The 21,451-nt window shown below is 70.0% G+C and carries 21 protein-coding genes and 2 riboswitches; of the genes, 9 read left to right on the forward strand and 12 right to left on the reverse strand.

Features of this window, described 5'->3' with window-relative positions; genetic code table 11:
- Window positions 1–32: 32 nt before the first annotated feature.
- From RM788_RS27425 to RM788_RS27445, 5 genes are read right to left on the reverse strand one after another with little or no spacing between them, the layout of a single operon-like run.
- Window positions 33–1,076 carry an SIS domain-containing protein gene (locus RM788_RS27425; protein WP_315920316.1) on the reverse strand — a complete coding sequence of 348 codons (1,044 nt, stop codon included), beginning with the start codon at window positions 1,074–1,076 and terminating at the stop codon, window positions 33–35.
- An 11-nt stretch (window positions 1,077–1,087) separates the two neighbouring features.
- A complete protein-coding gene (locus RM788_RS27430; RefSeq protein WP_315920318.1) occupies window positions 1,088–2,521 on the reverse strand; it encodes a glycoside hydrolase family 3 protein in 1,434 nt (477 codons plus the stop codon).
- 7 nt (window positions 2,522–2,528) lie between these two features.
- Window positions 2,529–3,350, reverse strand: coding sequence for a carbohydrate ABC transporter permease (locus RM788_RS27435; protein WP_315920320.1), 822 nt, complete (start codon window positions 3,348–3,350; stop codon window positions 2,529–2,531).
- On the reverse strand, window positions 3,347–4,336 hold the full coding sequence (locus RM788_RS27440; protein ID WP_315920322.1) for a carbohydrate ABC transporter permease: 990 nt from the start codon (window positions 4,334–4,336) through the stop codon (window positions 3,347–3,349). The genes RM788_RS27435 and RM788_RS27440 overlap by 4 nt, the downstream gene beginning before the upstream one ends.
- Window positions 4,337–4,345: 9 nt before the next feature.
- A complete protein-coding gene (locus RM788_RS27445) occupies window positions 4,346–5,632 on the reverse strand; it encodes a sugar ABC transporter substrate-binding protein (protein WP_315920324.1) in 1,287 nt (428 codons plus the stop codon).
- Window positions 5,633–5,861: 229 nt separating this feature from the next.
- On the opposite strand from RM788_RS27445, the gene RM788_RS27450 reads away from it, so the two are divergent.
- Together RM788_RS27450 and RM788_RS27455 are read left to right on the forward strand one after the other, a co-directional pair.
- The gene (locus RM788_RS27450; protein WP_315920326.1) at window positions 5,862–6,620 is read left to right on the forward strand and encodes a GntR family transcriptional regulator; all 759 of its coding nucleotides are present in this window, start codon (window positions 5,862–5,864) and stop codon (window positions 6,618–6,620) included.
- Window positions 6,621–6,978: 358 nt separating this feature from the next.
- Window positions 6,979–8,469, forward strand: a complete 1,491-nt coding sequence (locus tag RM788_RS27455) for an MFS transporter (protein ID WP_315920328.1) — start codon at window positions 6,979–6,981, stop codon at window positions 8,467–8,469.
- A gap of 338 nt (window positions 8,470–8,807) precedes the next feature.
- Here the strand turns inward: RM788_RS27455 and RM788_RS27460 are convergent, their stop codons facing one another.
- Entirely contained in the window at window positions 8,808–9,770 is a 963-nt protein-coding gene (locus RM788_RS27460) for a threonine ammonia-lyase (RefSeq protein WP_315920331.1), read from the reverse strand.
- A 65-nt stretch (window positions 9,771–9,835) separates the two neighbouring features.
- On the opposite strand from RM788_RS27460, the gene RM788_RS27465 reads away from it, so the two are divergent.
- The gene (locus RM788_RS27465; protein WP_315920333.1) at window positions 9,836–10,597 is read left to right on the forward strand and encodes a hypothetical protein; all 762 of its coding nucleotides are present in this window, start codon (window positions 9,836–9,838) and stop codon (window positions 10,595–10,597) included.
- A gap of 548 nt (window positions 10,598–11,145) precedes the next feature.
- Entirely contained in the window at window positions 11,146–12,210 is a 1,065-nt protein-coding gene (locus RM788_RS27470) for a S1 family peptidase (protein ID WP_315920335.1), read from the forward strand.
- Between the two features lie 109 nt (window positions 12,211–12,319).
- On the opposite strand, the gene RM788_RS27475 is transcribed toward RM788_RS27470, so the two are convergent.
- On the reverse strand, window positions 12,320–13,081 hold the full coding sequence (locus RM788_RS27475; RefSeq protein ID WP_315934778.1) for a dioxygenase family protein: 762 nt from the start codon (window positions 13,079–13,081) through the stop codon (window positions 12,320–12,322).
- Between the two features lie 34 nt (window positions 13,082–13,115).
- Window positions 13,116–13,802, reverse strand: a complete 687-nt coding sequence (gene thiE / locus RM788_RS27480) for a thiamine phosphate synthase (protein WP_315920337.1) — start codon at window positions 13,800–13,802, stop codon at window positions 13,116–13,118.
- A gap of 44 nt (window positions 13,803–13,846) precedes the next feature.
- Window positions 13,847–13,958, forward strand: a riboswitch (TPP riboswitch).
- Between thiE and thiO the strand changes: the two genes are divergently transcribed.
- The 4 genes from thiO (at window position 13,944) to RM788_RS27500 (ending at window position 16,435) form a co-directional block, all read left to right on the forward strand.
- Window positions 13,944–14,966 (forward strand): glycine oxidase ThiO, encoded by a 1,023-nt coding sequence (thiO, locus tag RM788_RS27485; protein WP_399340228.1) that lies wholly within the window; start codon window positions 13,944–13,946, stop codon window positions 14,964–14,966. (Overlaps the previous riboswitch by 15 nt.)
- Window positions 14,963–15,163: a sulfur carrier protein ThiS gene (gene thiS, locus RM788_RS27490; protein WP_315920341.1), complete on the forward strand. Its 201-nt coding sequence runs from the start codon at window positions 14,963–14,965 to the stop codon at window positions 15,161–15,163. Before thiO ends, thiS begins: the two co-directional genes overlap by 4 nt.
- A 1-nt stretch (window position 15,164) precedes the next feature.
- On the forward strand, window positions 15,165–15,932 hold the full coding sequence (locus tag RM788_RS27495) for a thiazole synthase (protein WP_315920343.1): 768 nt from the start codon (window positions 15,165–15,167) through the stop codon (window positions 15,930–15,932).
- An 80-nt stretch (window positions 15,933–16,012) separates the two neighbouring features.
- Complete coding sequence (locus RM788_RS27500) at window positions 16,013–16,435, forward strand: MarR family winged helix-turn-helix transcriptional regulator (RefSeq protein ID WP_315934779.1); 423 nt, start codon at window positions 16,013–16,015, stop codon at window positions 16,433–16,435.
- Between the two features lie 459 nt (window positions 16,436–16,894).
- Here the strand turns inward: RM788_RS27500 and thiD are convergent, their stop codons facing one another.
- Entirely contained in the window at window positions 16,895–17,722 is an 828-nt protein-coding gene (thiD, locus tag RM788_RS27505; protein WP_315920345.1) for a bifunctional hydroxymethylpyrimidine kinase/phosphomethylpyrimidine kinase, read from the reverse strand.
- A gap of 1 nt (window position 17,723) precedes the next feature.
- The gene (thiC, locus tag RM788_RS27510) at window positions 17,724–19,379 is read right to left on the reverse strand and encodes a phosphomethylpyrimidine synthase ThiC (RefSeq protein WP_315920347.1); all 1,656 of its coding nucleotides are present in this window, start codon (window positions 19,377–19,379) and stop codon (window positions 17,724–17,726) included.
- Window positions 19,371–19,497, reverse strand: a riboswitch (TPP riboswitch). Its footprint overlaps the gene before it by 9 nt.
- Before the next feature lie 96 nt (window positions 19,498–19,593).
- Between thiC and RM788_RS27515 the strand changes: the two genes are divergently transcribed.
- Window positions 19,594–20,328, forward strand: coding sequence for a hypothetical protein (locus tag RM788_RS27515; protein WP_315920349.1), 735 nt, complete (start codon window positions 19,594–19,596; stop codon window positions 20,326–20,328).
- Between the two features lie 13 nt (window positions 20,329–20,341).
- Here the strand turns inward: RM788_RS27515 and RM788_RS27520 are convergent, their stop codons facing one another.
- Both RM788_RS27520 and RM788_RS27525 read right to left on the reverse strand, forming a co-directional pair.
- Complete coding sequence (locus RM788_RS27520; RefSeq protein ID WP_315920351.1) at window positions 20,342–20,602, reverse strand: hypothetical protein; 261 nt, start codon at window positions 20,600–20,602, stop codon at window positions 20,342–20,344.
- 134 nt (window positions 20,603–20,736) lie between these two features.
- Window positions 20,737–21,405: a dihydrofolate reductase family protein gene (locus RM788_RS27525; RefSeq protein WP_315920353.1), complete on the reverse strand. Its 669-nt coding sequence runs from the start codon at window positions 21,403–21,405 to the stop codon at window positions 20,737–20,739.
- Window positions 21,406–21,451 lie beyond the last annotated feature (46 nt).

Here is a 21,451-nt window from a genome sequence, read left to right on the forward strand (position 1 = left end):
CGAGGATCGGGGGCCCTTCTCCGTTCGAACGCCTAGCGCGTGCGGGTGACCTTCTTCAGCCCGCGCGGGCTGTCCGGGTCGCCGCCGCGCGCCAGCGCCAGGCCGAGCGCGAGCCGCTGGACCGGCAGGATCTCCAGGATCGGCGCCACTTCCTCCGCGGTCTCCGCGACGGGGATCCGCAGGGCGGCCGACACCTTGTCCGCGGCGGACCCCACGGCGAGCACGTCCGCGCCGCGACCGTGCACCACGTCCAGCACCTCGTGCAGCGCGTCCCCGCCCTTGCCAGCACTGGTCACGGCCAGCACGGCCGTCTCGCCGTCCACGGCCGCCACGGGCCCGTGCAGCAGATCGGCCCCGGAGTACGCCCGCGCGGCCAGGTAGCTGGTCTCGGCCAGCTTCAGCGCCGCTTCCAACGCCGTGGGCAACGAGAACCCGCGCCCGGTGGTGAGCACCCGGTCCACGAACCGGTACCGGCGGACGGCCTCGACCACGGCTTCCTCCGCGCCGTCCAAAGTGGACTGCGCCAGCTCGCCGAGCCGGGCCGCGTGCTCGCCGTCGCCGCCGCGGATGCCGTCGAACAGCAGGTACAGGGCCAGCAGCGTGGCCGAGTAGGTCTTGGTGGCCGCCACCGCGTGCTCGACCCCGGCGCCGACGTCCACCGACAGTTCGGCGGCGGCGTTCAGCGGCGAGTCGGACGTGTTGGTCACGGCCACGGTCAGCGCGCCCTGCGCCCGCGCGGCCTGGGTGACCTCCAGCAGGTCGGGGGACCCGCCGCTCTGGCTCACCGACACCACGAGCACGTCGCGCAGGTCGGGCTTGCCGCCGTACAGCGTGGTGGTGGAGGGCGAGACCAGGCCCGCCGGGAGTTCCAGCAGCACCTCGGTCAGGTACTTCGCGTAGAGGGCGGCGTGGTCGCTGGACCCGCGGGCCGCGAAGAGGACGAAGCGCGGCTTGCGCTCGCGCACGACCTCGGCGACCCGCGCGATCTCGGAACGCCGCTCGATCAGGCCGGAGAAGATCGCCGGTTGCTGGGCGATCTCCGCCGCCATGTGCCGGCCGGGCTGCTGCTCGGTCATCGATACCCCTGTCAGGTGGTCGAGAGGCGGCTTGAGGCGATGCGCTCCGCCGCGGCGCGCAGGCACACCCTCGAACCGCCATGGGTGTTCACGCGGGCGGCTGCGCCCAGGTCAGGGCCCGGCACGCCGGTTTCGACATGCACGAGGTCCAGACCAATGTTAACCAATCCGATGACCAGATCGCGAGCCCAGGCGTGGCGGTGGGCCTCCCGTGTCACCACGATCACGGTCCGCCCGGCGGCCTTGCCCGCGACCTCCTCGGGCGTCACCGAGTCAGTGGCCAGCACGGACGTGCCCTCGACCAACTCCGACAGGTACGGGCCGAGGCCCCACGGCACGGCGCCCACGGCCTCCGAGGGCGCGACGACCAGGTCCAGCACGAGCAGTGGACCGGTGATGACCAGTTCGCCGGTCACCTCCAAGGCCCTGCGCGCGGCCACCAGACCGATCTCGGCGTCGTGACCGGAGACCGCGGCGGGAGGGGTGCCCAGGGCGGCCGTGCGCTCCGCCGCCTCCTCCAAGCGCTCCCGCGACAGCTCACCGGATTCGACGGCCGCCACGATGCTGTCGATCAGCCTCTGCAGGCCGTCGTCGTCCAGCGGCTCGCCGCCGAGGCACAGCGCGTCGACGCCCGCGGCCAGCGCGCGCACCGACCCCTGCGCCAAGTCGCCGCCGACGGCCTTCATGTCCAGCCCGTCGGTGATGATCGCGCCGGTGAAGCCCAGCTCGTCGCGCAGCACGGCGACGGCCTTGGGGTTGAGCGTCGCGGGCGCGTCGCCCCACTCCGGGACCACCAGGTGGCCGGTCATGATCGACCGGACGCCCGCCGCGACGGCCGCGCGGAACGGCACCAGCTCCACGGCGTTCAGCTCGGACACGGTCCGCGGCAGCACCGGCAGCTCGCGGTGCGAGTCGGCCGTGGACGCGCCGTGGCCGGGGAAGTGCTTCGCGCACGCCGCGACGCCGTCGGCCTGCTGGCCCTCGACGAACGCGGCCACGTGCTCGCCCGACACGACCGGGTCCGAGCCGAACGCCCGCACGCCGATGATCGGGTCGTCGAGCGTGAGCACCAGGTCCGCCGACGGCGCCAGGTTGAGCGACACCCCGCAGGCCGCCAGCCGGGCGCCGATCGACGCCGCCACGGCCCGCGTCAGCTCCACGTCGCCGGTGGCACCCAGCGCGTGGTTGCCGGGGACCTCGGACCCGCGCCCGGCGTCGAGCCGGGTGACGTCCCCGCCCTCCTCGTCGATGCCGATCACCACGTCGCCGCGCGCGCCGCGCAGCTGCGCGTTCAGCGCGGTGACCTGGTCGTCGTCCACGACGTTGCGGCCGAACAGCACGACGCCGCCCAGCCCGCCGGTCACGCGTTCGAGCAACCAGTCGGGAGCGGTGGTCCCGTGGAAACCCGGTAGCAGTACGGCGGCCGCGAGCCGGTGCAGCGACATGAGCGCTCTATCCCTTCACGGCACCGGCTGTGACACCGGTGACCATCTTCCGCTGGACGATGAGGAAGAACACGAGCACGGGCACGGTGAACAGGGCGGACGCGGCCATCGCGCCACCCCAGTCGGTGCCGAACGCGGACTGGAAGCCGCTCAGCCACACGGGCAGGGTCTCCTTGTCCTCGGCGCGCACCATGACCTTGGCGAACAGGAACTCGTTCCACGCCGTGATGAACGCGAACACCGAGGTGGCGACGAGGCCGGGGCCGAGCAGCGGCAGGGTGACCCGCCGGAACGCGCCCCACCGGCCGCAGCCGTCGACCATCGCGGCCTCTTCGAGCTCGATCGGGATGCCGTTGACGAACCCGCGCAGGGTCCACGCGCAGAACGGCAGCGTCACCGCGAAGTAGATGAGGATCAGCGACGACAGGTCCTGGTAGAGGCCGAGGTCGCGCATCATCAGGAACATCGGGATCAGCAGCGCCTCGAACGGCGCCATCTGCGCGACCAGCATCAGCATCACGAAGCCCTTGCGGCCCCGGAAGCGCATGCGGGACAGCGCGAGAGCGGCCAGCAGGCCGATCACCAGCGCCGCCACCACGGCGGACAGCGAGACGAACAGGCTGTTGCCCAGCGACTGGAGGAAGCCCGGCTTGGTCCACGCGGTGACGAAGTTGCTGCTGGTCACCGACGACGGGATCAGGTCGAACGAGCTGGACAGCAGGTCCTTCTTCGGCTTGAGCGCCGTGGTGACCATCCAGTACGTGGGGAAGGCGAAGAACGCCGCGATCAGCACCGCGGCGACGTTCGCCGACACCTTCTTCGCGTTCACAGCTTGCCCTCCTGGGTCTGCAGCAGCTTGCGCAGGTAGGACACCGTGAGCAGGGTCAGGATCACGACCATGAGCACGCTGACCGCCGCGGCCACGCCGAAGTGGCTCTGCGAGATGCCCTCCAGGTACTGCAGGACCGGCAGCGTCGTGGAACCGCCGCTCGGCCCGCCCTCCTTGAACACCCAGATCTGGGTGAAGACCTTGAAGTCCCACAGCAGCGACAGGAACGTCACCATCATCAGCAGGGGCTTGAGCTCGGGCCAGGTGACCGCCCGGAACGTCTGCCACGCCGTCGCGCCGTCGATGCCCGCGGCCTCGTAGAGGTCGGCGGGGACGCCGATCACGCCCGCGTAGAGCGAGAAGGCGAGGAAGGGGATCGCCTGCCAGACGATGAGCAGCCCGATCACCGAGAGCGTCGCGGTGCCCGTGGAGAACCACGAGTGCCCGGCGTAGTCGAAGCCGAGCTCCACCAGGATCTTGTTCAGGATCCCGTACTGCTGGTCGAAGATCCACTGGTAGACCGTGGTCGACGCGATGATCGGCATCGCCCACGCCAGCAGCATGCACACCTGGAGCAGGATCCGGATCGGCGTGCTGAGCTGGCGCATCAGCAGCGCGATGGCCAGGCCCACGACCACGGAGGTCGCGACCACGACGGCGGTGAAGACGACCGTGCGGACGGTGATCTCCCAGAAGCGCGGGTCGGACAGGACCTTGGCGTAGTTGTCCAGGCCGACCCAGACGACCTGGCCCCGGACGAGCTCGCCGAGGTCGAGCTTGCGGAAACTGGTCACCACCACCGAGACGACCGGGAAACCGATCAGCCACAGGATGCCGATCACGGCGGGGGCCAGCAGCAGGTACGGCAGCAACCGGTCGAAGGTGCTGCCCCGGCGGCGCCTCGCGCCGCCCGCAACGGCACGCCGCGGTGCCGGCGAGGAAGTCCTCACCGGCACCGCGGCGTCGGTCGTTTCAACGGCCGTCATGGCTGATCGTCAGCCGCCGAGCAACGCGGTGAGCGCGGTGTTGGCGTCGGTCGTAGCCGCGTCCAGGCTCTTCGCGCCGGTGAGGTACGCGGTGAGCATGTCCTTCAGCGGGTTCTGACCGGCCTCGACAGCGGCCCACTTCGGCGTCGCCGGGGTGACCTTGCCGTTGGCCGAGGAGGCGGCGAGCGCCTTGCCGACCGGGTTGGACGCCAGGGAGGCGGTGTCCTTCGAGGTGCCGGGCACGGTGCCCGCGGCGCCGAGCTGGTCCTGGTACTTCTTGCCGCTGAGCAGCTTCAGGTAGCCCTTGGCCAGGTCGACGTTCTTGCTGCCGGCCGGGATGGCCAGGTTCGAGCCGCCGAGGAACACGGGAGCGGCCTTGCCCGCCGTCTTGGACGGGATCGGGAACGCGGAGGTCTTCTTCTCCAGGTCCGGGTTGGCCTTGACAGCGCCACCCAGCTCCCACGGCAGACCGATCATCATCGCCACGTTGCCCGTGCCGAAGACCTCCATCTGCTGCGGCTTGGCCTCGTCGGTGTCCTTCGGGGCCTTGGTGGCCGAGGCGTCGACGAGCTTCTTGTAGAAGTCCACGCCCGCCTTGGCCGGGGCGGAGTCGAGCGCGCCGACGAACTTGTCGCCGTCCTTCTTGGCGACGTCGCCGCCCTGGTCCCAGATGAAGGAGAGCAGGGTGTACCAGGACTGGCCAGGCAGGTAGAGCGCCTGGAAGTCCGGGTTGGCCGCGTTGGCGGTCTTCAGCTTCTCGATCGCGGCCAGCCACTCGTCGTTCGAGGTGGGCGGCGTGGTGATGCCCGCGGCCTCGAACAGGTCCGTGCGGTAGATGACGGTGCGGTTCGACGCGTAGAACGGCAGGCCGTACTGCTTGTCCTCCCAGGTCAGGGAGTCCTTGAGGCCGCCGAGCCACTCGCCGCCGTTGAGGTCGGAGGCGTCACCGGTCAGGTCGAGCAGCGTGCCCTCGGACGCGAACTTCGGCGTCTGGGTGTTGCCGAGTTCGATGACGTCGGGCGGGGTGTCGCTGGTCAGCGCGGTGGTCAGCTTCTCCTGGATGCCGCCCCACTTCTGGACCTCGTACTTGACCGTGACGTCCTTGTTCGAGTCCTGGAACTCCTTGTTCAAGGCGTCGGTCAGGGTCGTCGGCGCGGAGCCGTCCATCAACCACACGGTCAGCGTCTTCGGACCGCTTGAGTCCGCGGTCCCGGTGTTGCTCGCGCTCGTGCCACAGCCGGCCACGGCTACCGCCAGTGCGGCGGCACCAACGGCAAGTCCTCTCAAGCCCTTCACGTATGCGCCCTTTCACAAAGCCCGGTCAAAAGCGGCCGGGGTCAGCCAAGTGGTGTAGACCAATGCGGCCTAGAGTGTGCCGCGCCACAGGCTCTGTCAAGGACGTTGCCGAGACGTTGCAAAGTCATCCGACGAATTTCCTATGGGTTGTCGGGGGTTCGAACGCACGATCCGCCGCGGACAAGGCATCCTGTGGGTGGAGCCGCGATGCAGTACGAGGAGGAAGGCCATGCTGGAGACGACGCCTGGAACGGGCGTGGACACCAGGTCTCGTGCGCAACGCGAGCCGAAGTACTGGGGACTCAAGCGGCACCTGCTGGACCTGTTGCGCGCGCTGCCGCCCGGATCCCCCATCCCGACCGAGCGCTCGCTGGCCGCCGACTTCGACGTGTCGAGGACCACGGTCAGGCAAGCGCTCGCCGAGCTCACCGTCGAAGGACGGCTGCTCAGGGTGCAGGGCAAGGGCACGTTCGCGGCCGAGCCGAAGGTCGCGCAGCGGTTGCAGCTGTCTTCGTACACAGAGGACATGCGGGCCCAGGGCCGCAAGCCGTCGTCACGCCTCATCGAGGCGTCCGAGCTGCCCGCCGAGGCCGAGCTGGCCAGGTTCCTCGGCGTCCGCGCGGGCGCCAAGGTGCTCAGGCTGCACCGCCTGCGGCTGGCCGACGACGAGCCCATGGCCATCGAGACGACCCACCTCGCGCTGGGCCGCTTCCGCGGCCTTCGCCGCTACCTGGCGCCCGGCACCTCGCTCTACCAGGTGCTCCGGGAGCGGTTCGGCGTCGAGATGGGTCATGCCGAGGAGACGATCGAGACCGCGCTCGCCAGCCCCGAGGAGGCCGAACTCCTCGGAGCGGACATCGGTCTGCCGATGCTGCTGCTGTCGAGGCACTCGTTCGACACCGAGGGCAACCCCGTCGAGTGGGTGCGAAGCGTGTACCGGGGGGACCGGTACAAGTTCGTGGCCACGCTCAACCGCCCTGCGGGCTGATCGTCGAAACCGCTGGTCCTGTCGCTCTCCACCGGTCGGGACCAGCGGTTTTGTCAACGTTGTCGTACCCGTCCGGTAGCGTCGATTTCGGGGGCACCACTCTACCGGGGGACCCCCGTCCCGCCGTGCCGGACGATCTCGGCGTCTTCTCGCCAGTCGGCCCGTGAGGCAGTCACAACGTGCCCAGGCGGCAAATTCGAGCCTCACGGAATCGTCACGAAGTCATCGGATGCGTCCCATCAGGTGGATCGTGCGGTCTGGCTCATAGGTTTTTCCTATACCTCCTTCGCGCATCCGAACTCATCCGATCAAGCCGGGGGTGCGGGCGGGGCCGTCGGCCGGGGTGACAATGGCGCGGGTGAGCACCGAAGTGATCGCCTGGGGCACGCCCAGGGCCAAGGCAGTGCTGGCGACGACGATCGTCGGCTCCGGCATGGCGATGCTGGACAGCACGATCGTGAACGTGGCCCTGCCCAAGATCGGCGAGGAGCTCCAGGCCTCGGTCGCGGGGCTCCAGTGGATTCTCGACGGGTACCTGCTGTCGCTGGCGGCGCTGATCCTGGTCGCCGGGTCGCTCGGCGACCGCTACGGCCGCAGGCGCATGTTCACCTTCGGCGTTCTGTGGTTCGGCGCCGCCTCGCTGCTCTGCGGCTTGGCGCCCACCACGGAACTGCTGGTCGCGGCCCGGATCCTCCAGGGTGTCGGCGGCGCGCTGCTCACCCCCGGCTCCCTGGCGATCCTGCAGTCGACGTTCGCGCGGGAGGACCGGTCGCGGGCGATCGGGGCCTGGTCGGGCCTCGGCGGCATCGCGTCGGCGATCGGGCCGCTGGCAGGCGGGCTGCTGGTGCAGGCCGGGTCGTGGCGGCTGGCGTTCCTGATCAACGTGCCGATCGCGGTGGTGTGCGTGTGGATGGCGCGGCGGTTCGTGCCGGAGTCGCGGGACGAGGCGCTGACGGGGCACCCGAACATCCTGGGGTCCGTCGTGGGCGCTCTTGGCCTGGCGGGCCTGACCGGTGCGCTGGTGGAGGCGCCTTCGCGGGGGGCCGACCCGCTCGTGGTCGGGGCCGGGATCGTCGGGGTCGTGGGCCTGGTGGCGTTCGGGGTGCTCCAGGTCCGCGGCCACAAGCCGCTGGTGCCGCCCTCGCTCTTCGCCAACCGGACGTTCGTGCTGGCCAACGCGCTGACGTTCCTGATGTACGGGGCGCTGGGCGGGGTGCTGGTGCTGATGATCCTGCAGTTGCAGACCTCGCTGCACTACTCGCCGACGGCGGCCGGGCTGGCCGGGCTGCCGATCACGGTGATCATGCTGGTGCTGTCGGCGCGGTCCGGGCGGCTGGCGCAGCGGATCGGGCCGAGGGCGCAGTTGGTCATCGGGCCGTTGCTGGTGGGGGCGGGGATGTTGCTGCTGCGCAACGCCGAGCCGGGCGCGACCTACTTCACCGGGGTGCTGCCGGGGATCACGGTGTTCGGGCTGGGGCTGGCGACGGTGGTCGCACCGGTGACGGCGACGGTGCTCGCGGCGGCGCCCGATCGGTACGCGGGGGTGGCGTCGGGGGTGAACAACGCTGTCGCGCGTACGGGGAGTCTGGTGGCTGTGGCTGCGCTGCCGGCGGTGGCTGGGTTGAGCGGCAAGGGGTACGCGGATCCGGTCGTGATGACGGAGGGGTGGCAGAGGGCGCTGTTGGTGTGCGCGGCGGCGGCTGCGGTTGGGGGGTTGTTGGCTTTGGGGACGGATAACGGGGCGTTGGGTCAGGGTGCGTCGGGGGATGGGGTGCCGGGATCTGGGCCTGCTGACTGCCATGCGTGTGGGGTTGAGGGGCCGCCTACGCATGTTCGGTTGGCGCGGTAGGGCTGCGGTCGCCGTTGTGGGTTAGGTGGCTTTACCCCGGTCGCCGAGTGTTCCAGGCTTGGCGAATCTTGTCAAGGCGGGAAAGATGCCTTGACAAGCTCCGTCAAGCCTAGAGATGGCTTCGGATCGGGGTGCAGGGGTAGGTCTGGCTGCGCCAGCATCGGGCTCCGCCCGACAGGGCATCCTCGCTGCGCGTCGGACGAGGCATCCTCGCTGCGCGTCGGACAAGGCACCTGGCTTCGCTTCGGTTGGGCATCCGAGCTGCGCCGGACAGGGCATCCTCGCTGCGCGTCGGACGAGGCATCCTCGCTGTGCGTCGGACAGGCGGCTGGGTGGTGTTAGGGCTGGTCGGTCAGTAGTTCGTTGAGCAGTGCTGGGTCCAGGTTGCCGCCGGAGATGATCGCGACCGTCTTTCCCGGTGGTAGTTCGTCCTGGTGGTTGAGGTAGGCGGCGACTGTGACGGCGCCGCTGGGTTCGGCGATCAGGCGGGAGTTGTGGGCCAGCCAGGGGACGGCGGCGCGGATGTCGGATTCGGAGACGGTGACGATGCCGTCGACGAGTTCGCGCATGTGGGCGAAGGTGAGTTCCGAGGGTTCTGCGCGCAGGCCGTCGGCGATGGTGCGGGCGCGCAGTGCTGGGGACCAGGAGGAGGAGCGGCGGCCTGCGCGGAGGCTTTCGGCGGCGTCTGCGGCCAGTGCCGGTTCTACGCCGATGACCCTGGCGTCGGGGCAGAGGGCCTTGATGGCGACGGCTACGCCGGAGATGAGGCCGCCGCCGCTGACCGGGACGAGCACGGTGTGGACGTCGGGCAGGTCTTCGGCGATCTCCAGGCCGACGGTGCCCTGGCCTGCGATGACGTCGACGTGGTCGAACGGCGGGATCAGGGTCGAGCCGCGTTGGTGGGAGAGGTAGCGGGCGCGGGACTCGCGTTCGGTCATGGGGACGGTGTGGACCTCGGCGCCGTGGCCGAGGGTGGCGTCGATCTTGACCTGGGGGGTGTTGTCGGGGACGACGATGACCGCGGGGACGCCGAAGAGCTTGGCGGCGTAGGCGACGGCCTGGGCGTGGTTGCCGCTGGAGTAGGCGACGACGCCGAGCGCGCGGACGTCCTCGGGGAGTTTCGCGATGGCGTGGAAGGCGCCGCGGATCTTGAACGCGCCGACCGGCTGGAGGTTCTCCGGTTTGAGCCAGAGGGGGCGGTCCGCGTCGGCCCACGCGCAGGGGAGCAGCGGGGTTCGCAGGACGGCGGGGGCCAGGAGGTCGGCCGCCGCGCGGATGTCGGAAATCGTGACCAGGCGCACCAGGAGATGATGCGTGGTCGCGCTCACCTTCGACCAACCGACACGGCGGCCGACCCGTCCACCTCTTGGACGAGCAGGAAACCGGCTACCAGTTGAGGATCATGAGCGAGGAGAACGAGAAGAAGACCGGACTGGACCTCAAGCCCGCGCAGATCGCCGCGGGAGCGTTGGCCGCGGTGACCGCGGCCTTCCTCGGATCGAAGTTGAACGTCGCGGGAACGATCTCCGGCGCCGCCGTCGCGAGCGTCGTGAGCACGATCGGCGGAACGCTGTACCAGCGCTCGATCGAGCGCACCCGCGAATCGGTGCGCAAGGTCGGCGACAGGGCCTGGGTGGTCCGCCCCGTCGAGGGGGCGAAGACCCCTGGTACCAGCTCCGCGGAAGTGGCGGAGAACACGGTCAAGACCGAAATGGACGAACGGGGCAAAACGGCGGAAACCCGGCGCTGGCCACGGATCGCGGCGGGCGCGGTGCTGATTTTCGTGCTCGGGATGCTGGCCGTCACGGGTGTCGAGTGGGTGCGCGGCGAGCCGCTCTCGGGCGGTTCCGAGGGTACGACGCTGGGGGCGGTCGTGGGCAAGCCGACCGAACGCCGGGAGCAGGCTCCGGCGCCGTCCACTTCGGACGCGCCCGCCACGTCGACCGCGCCGACGGGAACCTCCTCGGCCCCGCCGTCGGGCACATCGGCGAGCGCGCCGACCACGACAACCGAACCGACCGCGCCGAGCACGTCCGCGGCGCCATCGACCGGGACGTCGTCGACGCCCGCGCAGCCGGGTTCGCAAACGCCCGCGCCGACCGCCGCGGAGCCCTCGTCGGGTCTGTGAAAGATCGGATCACGCCGGACGGGCCAATTGGCAATTTGCTCGATCCGGTGATCGTTTAACTACTCCGAGTGAGAGTTAACAGTCAACGGCTACACACCGGAGTCGTTTGGTCGTGAGCTGTGACACACTTCGCCCTCAGATGGCTTCGACTGTCACAGGTCACAGGCCTATAACGTCGCTCGATCGGGTGAATACCGGTCAGTAGAAGACCCGGAAGGAGGGCTGTGCGAACCGTGAAGACCCCAGGCGAACGCACGACTCCGAGGCTTACGAGGGTCGAAACTCGACTTCCACCCGGCTCGGGATCGGCACCAACAGCGGGACGGACAAGTAGGAGGAGGGTGGGGCGACCCCTGCCGCCGCCCCACCACCCGTCCCCCTAGAGCCCCCAAGAGCGGTCCCTGCAACCACTCCTGGGTTCCCTGCACCCGAAGATGAGGGAGACGTCAATGATCCGCACGAGTGCGGCCCGCCTTACCGGAGCTGCCCTGCTGGCGGCCGGCGCGGCGATTGCTCTCAGCGTACCGGCGATTGCCGGCCCCGCTGCGGTGAACGTGCCAACTCAGGCCGATACGGAGAGCTACTCGCCCGAGTTGCTCCAAGCGGCCCAACGCGACCTCGGCCTGAACGCCGACCAGGCGCGCATCCGACTGGCCAACGACGAGAAGTCCGAACAGGTCGAGAGCAAGGTCAAGGCGGCACTGGGCGACAAGTTCGCGGGCGCCTGGATCGACTCGGCCTCCGGCAAGCTCACCGTCGGCACCACCGACGCCGCCAAGTCCGACACGGCCCGCGCCCTCGGCGCGGACGTCCGGGTGGTCCGGTTCTCGCAGCAGCAGCTCGCGGGCACCAAGGCGACGCTCGACTCCATGTCGGCACCGGCGTCGGTCACCAGCTGGCGCGTCGACGAGACGGCCAACACCGTCGTCGTCGAGGTCAACAGCAACAAGCGCGACGCGGCCACCGAGGCCTTCATCGCGTCCGCCAGGAGCCTCAGCCCCGCCGTCACCGTCGCGGTGACGACCGAGACGCCCACGACGCTCTACGACACCCGCGGCGGCGACGCGTACTACATCGGCGGTTCACGCTGCTCGATCGGCTTCGCGGTCACCGGCGGCTTCGTGTCCGCGGGCCACTGCGGCTCCGTGGGCAACGCCACCACCGGCTTCAACCGGGTCGCCCAGGGCACGTTCCGCGGTTCGTCCTTCCCCGGCAACGACTACTCCTGGGTCGCGACGAACGCCAACTGGACCTCGCGTCCGTGGGTGAACCGCTACAACGGCACCAACGTCACCATCACCGGTTCCACCTCGGCGGCGGTCGGCGCGGCGATCTGCCGTTCCGGTTCGACCACCGGCTGGCACTGCGGCACGGTGCAGCAGAAGAACGCGACCGTGAACTACTCGCAGGGCTCGGTTTCCGGTCTGACCAGGACCAACGTCTGCGCGGAGCCGGGTGACTCGGGCGGCTCGTGGGTCGCGGGCACCAACTACAGCCAGGCACAGGGCGTGACCTCGGGTGGTTCGGGCAACTGCACCTCCGGCGGCACGACCTACTTCCAGCCGGTCGGCGAGATCCTGTCGGCCTACGGCCTGACCCTCACCAGGGGTTAGTCCCGACGTCCGGTGTCGAGCAGTCTCCCTGCCCGTTCGACACCGACATGTGGAACGCCCCCTCTCCGGCACCCTGCGCCGGGGAGGGGGCGTTTTCGCGTTTGGGCTTTCAGCCGAACTGCACTGATCGTTTGGACAGGCCGTACCAGAAGCCGTCCACTGCTGTTCTTGGTGCGCTTTGGTCGAGGCTGGCGCCCAGTGACACGAACAGCGGGGCGAAGTGCTCCGTGCGTGGGTGGGCGATGCCTGCTGCGGGTGCTTTGCGTTGGAAGTCGAGCATGGAGTCCACGTCGCCCGCTGCCAGCGTCCGGGAGGCCCAGTCGTCGAATTCCGAGGACCAGGTGGGTGGTGTGGCGGTGGTGCCCAGGGACATGTTGATGCCGCGCAGGTTGTGGGTCATGAAGCCGCTGCCGACGATGAGCATGTCCTGGTCGCGCAGTGGTGCGAGTCGGCGGCCGAGGTCGAACAGCTGCCTTGGGTCGAGGCTTGGCATGGACATCTGGAGGACCGGGATGTCGGCGGCGGGGAACATCTCCTTCAGCGGCACGTAGGCGCCGTGGTCGAGGCCGCGGTCCTCCTGTTCGACGCGGTCGGTGTCGCTGATGAGTTTGCGGACGTCGTCGGCGAGTTCGGGTGCGCCCGGTGCCCTGTACTCGACCTCGTAGTAGCGCTGGGGGAAGCCGCCGAAGTCGTAGGTGAGCGGCACGGTGCGGGTGGCGCCGAGGGTGAGCGGCGACTCCTCCCAGTGCGCGGAGATCATCAGGATCGACTTCGGGCGGGGCAGGTTCGCGGACCAGGAGGCCAGCTCCTCGGTCCACCGCTTGTCGTCGGCCAGCGGGGGAGCGCCGTGGCTGAGGTACAGGACAGGCATCACGTGGTTCAGCGTACGCGGTTTAGTTCAACTTTCAACTAAGCTGGGAGCGCAGCGCTTGGGCGGCAGCTTTCGGGTCTTCGGCGGCTGTGATGGCGCGCACGACGACGATCCGGGTCGCTCCGGCGCCGAGCACGACGTCGAGGTTGGACAGGTCGATGCCGCCGATGGCGAACCAGGGGATCCCGGCGCTCTTGCGGATCTGGGTGCCCGCGAGCGGTTCGGGGCGGCCTGCGGCGGCGCGGACGAGGGAGAGGCCGGGGGCGGGGCGGCCGGGTTTGGTGGGGGTGGGCCAGCACGGGCCGGTGCAGAAGTAGTCGACGCCGGGTTCCTCGGCGGCGGCGCGCATCTGCGGGACGTCGTGCGTGGAGCGGCCGATGGCCACGTCGTCGCCGAGCAGGCGTCGGGCGAGGGGGACCGGCAGGTCGTCCTGGCCGAGGTGCAGCACGTCCGCGTCGACGGCGGCGGCCACGTCCGCGCGGTCGTTCACCGCCAGCAGGGCGCCGTGCCGCGCGCACGCCTCGGCGAGCACCTCCAGCGCGGCGATCTCCTGCTTGGCCTCCAGCCCCTTGTCGCGCAGCTGCACGACGTCCACGCCCCCGGCGAGCGCCGCGTCGGCGAAGGCGGCGAGATCACCGCGTTCGGCGCGCGCGTCCGTGCAGAGGTAGAGCCGAGCGGTCGCGAGCCGCTGCCTGATCCGGGTTCCGTCGAGTCCTGGCACGCCCAGGACGTTAACCGCGGCAACGATTCTTGCGCTACGGTGGAGGTGGTCCGCACGGGAGCCCGGAGAACACCGGGCTGAGAGGGAGCGTGGTTCGCTCCGACCGTCGAACCTGATCCGGGTCATGCCGGCGCAGGGAGCGTGAGTGCCTTGGTCCAACGCGTAACCGTCCTCGGCGGCGGTGTCATCGGGCTGTCCGTCGCCTGGCGGGTCGCCGCGAGTGGTTGTGCCGTCACGGTTTTCGACGACGGCGCCCGCACCGCGGGGTCGTGGGTGGCTGGCGGGATGCTCGCCCCGGTCACCGAGTCGTGGCCCGGCGAGGAGGAGCTGCTCGACCTGGGTTCCCGCTCGTTGGCGCTGTGGCCCGCGTTCGCCGGTGAACTGGGCGACGTGGGGCTGCGCACCGAGGGGACCCTCGCCGTGGCACTGGATTCCGCCGACATGGGTGTGCTCGACCAGCTCGCCGGGCACCTGCGCGGGCTCGGCCGCGAGGCCGACCGGCTGACCGGCCGCGAGCTGCGCGCACTGGAACCCGGCCTCGGACCGCGGGTGCGCGGCGGCCTGTCCGTGCCGGGTGACCTGGCCGTGGACAACCGCAGGCTGCTGTCGGCCCTGCGCGGGGCGTGCGCGGCCAACGACGTCCGGTTCGAGCCACGTCGGGCGACACCGTCCACTGTGGACGCCGATGTGGTCGTCATCGCGGCGGGCGCGTGGAGCGGCGGGCTGCACCCCGCTCTGGAGCCGGTGATCCGCCCGGTGAAGGGCGAGATCCTGCGGCTGGCCGCTCGGCGCGGGGCCCTGCCGCCGCCGACGCGGACGATCCGCGCGCACGTGGAGGGCCGCCCGGTCTACCTGGTGCCCACGGACGACGGGCTGGTGGTGGGCGCCACCCAGTACGAGAGCGGGTTCGACGAGGCCGTGACCGTGGGCGGTGTGCGCGACCTGCTGCGCGACGCGGAGGTCGTGCTGCCCGGCATCGCCGAGTGCGGACTGGTCGAGTCGGCCGCGGGCTTCCGCTCGGGCAGCCCGGACAACATGCCCGTCATCGACTGGCTGGAACCCGGTGTGCTGGCCGCGACCGGCCACCACCGCAACGGCCTGCTGCTGGCCCCGATCACCGCCGAGAAGGTGCTCGCCCTGCTGCGTGGAGGAGGAACCAGGTGAAGGCACGGGTCAACGGCGAACTGCGCGACCTGCCCGACGGCACGACCGTCGCGGCGGTGCTCGCCCTGCTCGGCGCTCCCGATTCCGGTGTCGCGGTCGCCGTCGACGGCGAGGTCGTGCCGCGCGCCGAGTGGCAGCGGACGACCGTGCCCGACGGCGGCACCGTCGAAGTGCTCACCGCGGTGCAGGGAGGCTGACGTGGACGATCCGCTGATCATCGCGGGCCGCGAGTTCGGCTCCCGGCTCGTCATGGGGACCGGCGGCGCGGCGAACCTCTCGGTGCTGGAACGCGCCCTGGTCGCCTCCGGCACCGAGTTGACCACCGTGGCCATGCGCCGGATGGACGTCGGCGGCGGCACCGGCGTGCTGGACCTGTTGCGGCGCCTGGGGATCGAGACGCTGCCCAACACCGCGGGCTGCCGCGGCGCCGCCGAGGCCGTGCTGACGGCCAGACTGGCACGGGAAGCCCTCGGCACGAACTGGGTCAAGCTGGAGGTCGTCGCCGACGAGAAGACCCTCCTGCCCGACCCGTTCGAACTGCTCGCCGCCGCCGAAACCCTGGTGGACGACGGCTTCGTCGTCCTGCCCTACACCAACGACGACCCCGTGCTCGCCCAACGCCTCGAAGACGTTGGCTGCGCCACCGTGATGCCGCTGGGCTCACCGATCGGCACCGGCTTGGGCATCCGCAACCCGCACAACATCGAACTCATCGTGTCCCGCGCCGCCGTGCCGGTGATCCTCGACGCGGGCGTCGGCACCGCTTCCGACGCCGCCCTGGCCATGGAACTGGGCTGCTCCGCAGTGCTCCTCGCCACCGCCGTCACCCGCGCTCAAGATCCCGAACGCATGGCCGCGGCGATGCGCGCAGGCGTCGAGGGCGGCAGACTGGCCAGGCTCGCGGGCCGCATCCCCCAGCGCTTCTGGGCCCAAGCTTCGAGCCCCGCTCCGGACACCGACCTCTGAGCACGTCCTCGGAGACGGCATGATGGAGGGCGAACACCCCACCAACGCCGCTCCGAGGAGGACATGCCGTGACGGCCCCGATGGCCGACGAGGTCGAAGACGCCACCGCACGCCTCTTCCTCGCCATGGGCAGGTTCTCCAGACTGCTCCGCCGCACCGGCTCCCCTGGCCTCGGTCCAGGCGCCGTATCCGCCCTGGCCACCCTCACCCGCTGCGGCCCCATGCGCCTGGGCGACCTGGCGCAGAAGGAGGGTGTCGCCCCACCCACCCTCTCCCGCATCGTCGCCGCCCTGGTCGAGGCCGGCTACGTCCGCCGCGAACCAGACCCGCAAGACGGCCGCGCCTGGCTGGCCACCCCCACCCCGGAGGGCGAGGAAATGGTCTCCGGCGTCCGCTCCGCCAGAATGCAGGAACTACGCCGCCGCATGGACCTGCTCTCCCCGGAACACCAGTCCGCCCTCATCGCAGCCCTAGCCGCCCTAGAGGAAATCATCGCCGACTAGCAAGCAGACCAAGCCCGCCCAGCACGTTCGGACGCCTCGTCCGAAGGCGCAGCCCAGGATGCCCTGCCGACGCGCAGCGAGGTGCTCGGTCCGTCGCGGAGCGAGGAACAAGTCAGGCACAGCCCGACGCCCCCTCGGCGCAGCCGCCCACCCGCATCCGGCGCGGAGCGCCCACCTGCCCTGTCCGACGCGCAGCGAGGATGCCCCGTCAGGCGCAGCCTGATTGCCCTACCGACGCGCAGCGAGGTGCCCTGAACCGGCACAACCAACACAAGCGGAGCCAGACCTCCCCCTGCCCCCCGATACACAGCGCCCTCCTGCCACACCACTGTTTGTCAAGGCATCTTTCCTGCCTTGACAAACAGTGGTGTGGCATTGAGACAATCGCGCACCGGGGGCCGGGTTACGCGTGGTGGGCCCCACCAAACCGCGGGCCGAGCCACGCCACGGTGACCCCCATCAAACCCGCCCCAACCCCAACCTCCACAACGGCGAAACCGGCCCAACCCCCGCCCCCAACGGATACCCCGCCCTCACCGACCTCACCACGAACTCCTTCCCGAACTCCACCGCCTCAACCATTCCCTCCCCCCTCGCCAACCTCGAACTGATAGCCGAAGCCAACGTGTCCCCACTCCCGTGCGTGTGCTTCGTGTCGTACCTGGGCCCCGGCAGCTCCACGAACTCCACCCCGTCGAACAACAGGTCCAGGCACTCCGGATCCGCCCACATGTGCCCACCCTTGACCAGCACCCACTCCGGCCCCATGTCGAACAGGACCCGAGCCGCCTCCCGCTGCTGCTTCCGATCCACCACCGAAATCCCCGTCAACAACCGCACTTCGTCCAGATTCGGCGTCACCAGCGAAGCCCGCGGGAACAACAACCCCTTCACGGCCTCCAACGCCTGATCGGTCAACAACTGATCCCCGTGCATCGAAGCCGCCACCGGATCCACCACGAACGGCGTGACCCCCGACCGCCCGATCCCCACCTCATCGCAAGCCGAAGCCACCGCCTCGATGATCCCGGCACTCGCCAACATCCCGGTCTTCGCGGCCCCCACCCCGATGTCCGTGGCCACGGAAACGATCTGCGCCGCCACCACCTCCGGCGCCATCTCCACGAACCCCGTCACACCCAACGAGTTCTGCACCGTCACAGCCGTAACAGCCGTCATCCCGTGCACCCCGCACGCGAACAACGTGCGCAGATCAGCCTGGAGCCCCGCACCACCACCGGAATCCGACCCGGCGATGGTGAGCACCCGCGGAGGAGTTGTGTTCACCTCAGGAATTCTCCACCACCGGCAGGTAAACCCTGTTCCCGCTGTCCCCGAACTCCGCCGACTTCTCGTCCATCCCCGCCTCGATCGCCTCCACAGTGGACAGACCGTGCTCCTCGGCGTACCGGCGCACGTCCTGGGTGATCTTCATCGAGCAGAACTTCGGCCCGCACATCGAGCAGAAGTGCGCCGTCTTCGCCGGCGCCGCAGGCAGCGTCTCGTCGTGGAACGAGCGCGCCGTGTCCGGGTCCAGCGACAGGTTGAACTGGTCCTCCCACCGGAACTCGAACCGCGCTTTCGACAGCGCGTCGTCCCAGTCCTGCACGCCGGGATGCCCCTTGGCCAGGTCGGCGGAGTGCGCCGCGATCTTGTAGGTGATCACGCCGGTCTTCACGTCGTCCCGGTTCGGCAGGCCCAGGTGCTCCTTCGGCGTGACGTAGCAGAGCATCGCCGTGCCCAGCCAGCCGATCTGCGCCGCGCCGATCGCGGACGTGATGTGGTCGTACGCGGGCGCGATGTCGGTGGCCAGCGGGCCGAGGGTGTAGAACGGCGCCTCGCCGCACCACTCCTCCTCCAGCCGGACGTTCTCCGCGATCTTGTGCATCGGCACGTGGCCGGGGCCCTCGATCATCACCTGCACGTCGTGCGCGCGGGCGACGTGCGTCAGCTCGCCGAGCGTGCGCAGTTCGGCGAACTGGGCCTCGTCGTTGGCGTCGGCGATGGAGCCGGGCCGCAGGCCGTCACCCAGCGAGAACGTGACGTCGTAGGTGCGCAGGATCTCGCACAGCTCCTCGAAGTGCGTGTAGAGGAAGCTCTCCTTGTGGTGCGCGAGGCACCACGCCGCCATGATCGACCCGCCGCGCGACACGATGCCCGTCACGCGCTTGGCCGTCATCGGCACGTACCGCAGCAGCACGCCCGCGTGCACCGTCATGTAGTCGACGCCCTGCTCGGCCTGCTCGACCACCGTGTCGCGGTACAGCTCCCACGACAGCTTCGCCGGATCGCTGTCGACCTTCTCCAGCGCCTGGTAGATGGGCACGGTGCCGACCGGCACCGGTGAGTTGCGCAGGATCCACTCGCGCGTCTCGTGGATCCGCCTGCCGGTGGACAGGTCCATGATCGTGTCGCCGCCCCAGCGGGTGGCCCACACCATCTTGTCGACCTCGTCCTCGATCGACGACGACACGGCGGAGTTGCCGATGTTCGCGTTGATCTTGACCAGGAACTTCTTGCCGATGATCATCGGCTCGGCCTCGGGGTGGTTCCGGTTGAGCGGGATGACCGCACGCCCGATGGCCACCTCGGAGCGGACGAACTCGGGGTTCATGCCCTCCCGGACCGCGACGTACCGCATCTCCGGCGTGATCACCCCGGCCTTCGCGTAGGCCAGTTGGGTCACCGCGCCGTCCACGGGTTCGCGGGCGGCGAGCCAGTCGGCGCGCAGCTCGCCAAGTCCACTGTGGACGTCGATGGTCGCGTTCGAGTCCGTGTACGGACCGGATGTGTCGTACAGGTCGACGTGCTCGCCGTTGGTCAGTTCCACCCTGCGGAAGGGCACCCGCACGCCTTCACCGGCGTCGCGGTAGACCTTGCGGGAGCCCGAGATCGGGCCGGTGGTGACTGACGGTCGGACAGAGCGGTCGTCAAGTGCCGTCATGACATTTCCTCCCTACGCCGGCATTACCCGGTCAGGTTCGAGCGGTCGGCGGCACCGTGCCCTTCGGCACAACCACCCTCTCAGCCCGCTTCAGGCGCGAGCTCCCGCGTTTTCAGTTGTCCTGGCCGACCATAACCATGCTTCGGTGCGGCCGGCTAGAACTGATCGGCTCCAGACCGGCGCGCCGAGCGCGTTTTCGGCGTACCTTTCTCGCGTGGCTGATCACCAGCCGTTCCCAGCCGGTGCTCGGCGTGGTGAACGACCCGCGGCTGTTTCGGCGTGCCCTTCTTGCGGCGACCTGGCCGGACGCGGCTACCCGGAGTGCCGGTTCTGCGCCGAGCTGGTCGACCAGGCGTGGTTGCGGGACTGGCAGGCGCTGCTCGCCGCCGAGCAGCTCAGCGAGGGCGGTTCCGGCGAACGCGAGCTGGCCGAGCTGGTCCTGGACGACGACGAGATCGGCCGCTTCTCGTGGACGTGCACCGACTGGGCCATGACCCTGGTCCGCTGCTCGCACTGCGCGTCCGAACCGGCGACCGGCCCGCTCGACTGCGTCCGCTGCTCCATGGCCGAGGCCACCCGGTGGTCCTGGGACCACTCGGGCACCCCCCACGTCATCACGCCCGAGGACCACGCCCTGCGCGTGGCCCGCGCGGTCCTGCGCGCCCCGCACCGCCACCGCTCCGTCGTCGCCTCGACGTGGCGCCTGCTGATCCCGTTCCTGCTGGTCGGCGAGCTGGCCACCACCGGGCAGGTGCAGCGCGTCCGCGCCCACGTGCTCGCGGGGCACTACGAGGAACTCGCCGCGTGCGCGACCCACGTCCAGCTCACGGGGCTCCCGGAGCTGTACTGGCGGCGCGACGAGTCCCACCGCGGCGATCACCAGGTCCGCCTCGACCACCCGCCGCCGCCCCGCAGGGCCGAGGACGACCAGGTGCCGACCGAGGCGTGATCAGCCGCCGCGGTCAGGCCTGGGGCTTGTTCTCGCGGATCTGGTAGATCCGGGCGCGGGTCAGGCCGGTGATCTTGCACAGCTCGACGACGCGGACGTTGCGGTCCAGCTCGGCGTGGATCAGGGCGTCGCGCTGGGCGTGCGCGGTGAGACGGGCGGCCCTGGCCTCGTTCAGCGCCTCGAGCCGTTCGGCCATGTCCCGTTCCGCGTCGGCCAGCGCGGTGACCGCGGTGAGCAGCTCGGGGTTCACGGTCTCGGTGTTCTCTTCGGGCATCGTTCCTCCGTGGGCCTGCGTGTCTGTCTAGCATTTCGTACATCGCTAGACATGTCTAGTCGTGTCGAATGCCTAGGCTCCGACACGACAGCGGCCCCCGACCTGGGAGGCCGGGGACCGCTGGGGGAGTGCGATCAGGAAGCGCTGTCGCGTTCGTAGCTGAGCAGGACGACGCCGTTGCCGAACGTCCTGGTTCCGACGTGGCGGAGGCCCGCGCGGTCGTCGGTCGGGCTGAAGAGGGGCTTGCCCGCGCCGATCAGGATCGGGTGGACGTAGACGTGGTAGCCGTCGACGAGGTCGTGCCTGCGGAACTCGGCGATCAGGTCGGCGCCGCTCAGCGCCAGGTCGCCGCCGGGCTTCGCCTTGAGGGCCAGGACGTCCTCGACGACGACGTCGCGGACGATGGTGGTGTTCCAGTCGGCGTGCTGGAGGGTCTTGGAGTAGACGATCTTCGGCATGTCGCGCCAGATGCGGGCGAACTCCGCGACCGGCTTGCTGATGGCCGGGCCGCGGCTGACGGCGCCGCCCTCCGGCCAGAACTCCTGGACGGGCTCGGCACTGGCGGCCGGCTTGTCCAGGTTCTCGGGCCAGAACTCGGACCCGCGGCGGTCGGACGAGGACGCCGCGTCGGCGGTCGGCCAGTAGGAGGCCATCAGCTCGTGCGTGACGCGTCCGCTCAGGAAGCCGCTCATGCCGCCGAGCTGCTCGTTGAGGTGGTTGTGCAGCTCGTCGTCGACCAGGTGCCAGTCGATCTCCCGGTTCGGTCCCTCGACGTACCCGTCGAGGGATACCGACACCGACACGATGATCTTCCTCAATGCGTCCTCGCTTCGATATGTGGAGAGCGGG

This window comes from Umezawaea sp. Da 62-37 (assembly GCF_032460545.1).
GTDB lineage: Bacteria > Actinomycetota > Actinomycetes > Mycobacteriales > Pseudonocardiaceae > Umezawaea.

What these genes read in the sequence shown, in the direction of transcription:
- RM788_RS27440 (WP_315920322.1), bottom strand. Translation starts at nt 4,336, where the DNA reads ATGACGGCCGTTGAAACGACCGACGCCGCGGTGCCGGTGAGGACTTCC.
- RM788_RS27500 (WP_315934779.1), top strand. Translation starts at nt 16,013, where the DNA reads ATGGCCGACGAGGTCGAAGACGCCACCGCACGCCTCTTCCTCGCCATG.
- RM788_RS27430 (WP_315920318.1), bottom strand. Translation starts at nt 2,521, where the DNA reads ATGTCGCTGCACCGGCTCGCGGCCGCCGTACTGCTACCGGGTTTCCAC.
- thiC (WP_315920347.1), bottom strand. Translation starts at nt 19,379, where the DNA reads ATGACGGCACTTGACGACCGCTCTGTCCGACCGTCAGTCACCACCGGC.
- RM788_RS27425 (WP_315920316.1), bottom strand. Translation starts at nt 1,076, where the DNA reads ATGACCGAGCAGCAGCCCGGCCGGCACATGGCGGCGGAGATCGCCCAG.
- RM788_RS27450 (WP_315920326.1), top strand. Translation starts at nt 5,862, where the DNA reads ATGCTGGAGACGACGCCTGGAACGGGCGTGGACACCAGGTCTCGTGCG.
- RM788_RS27475 (WP_315934778.1), bottom strand. Translation starts at nt 13,081, where the DNA reads ATGCCTGTCCTGTACCTCAGCCACGGCGCTCCCCCGCTGGCCGACGAC.
- RM788_RS27520 (WP_315920351.1), bottom strand. Translation starts at nt 20,602, where the DNA reads ATGCCCGAAGAGAACACCGAGACCGTGAACCCCGAGCTGCTCACCGCG.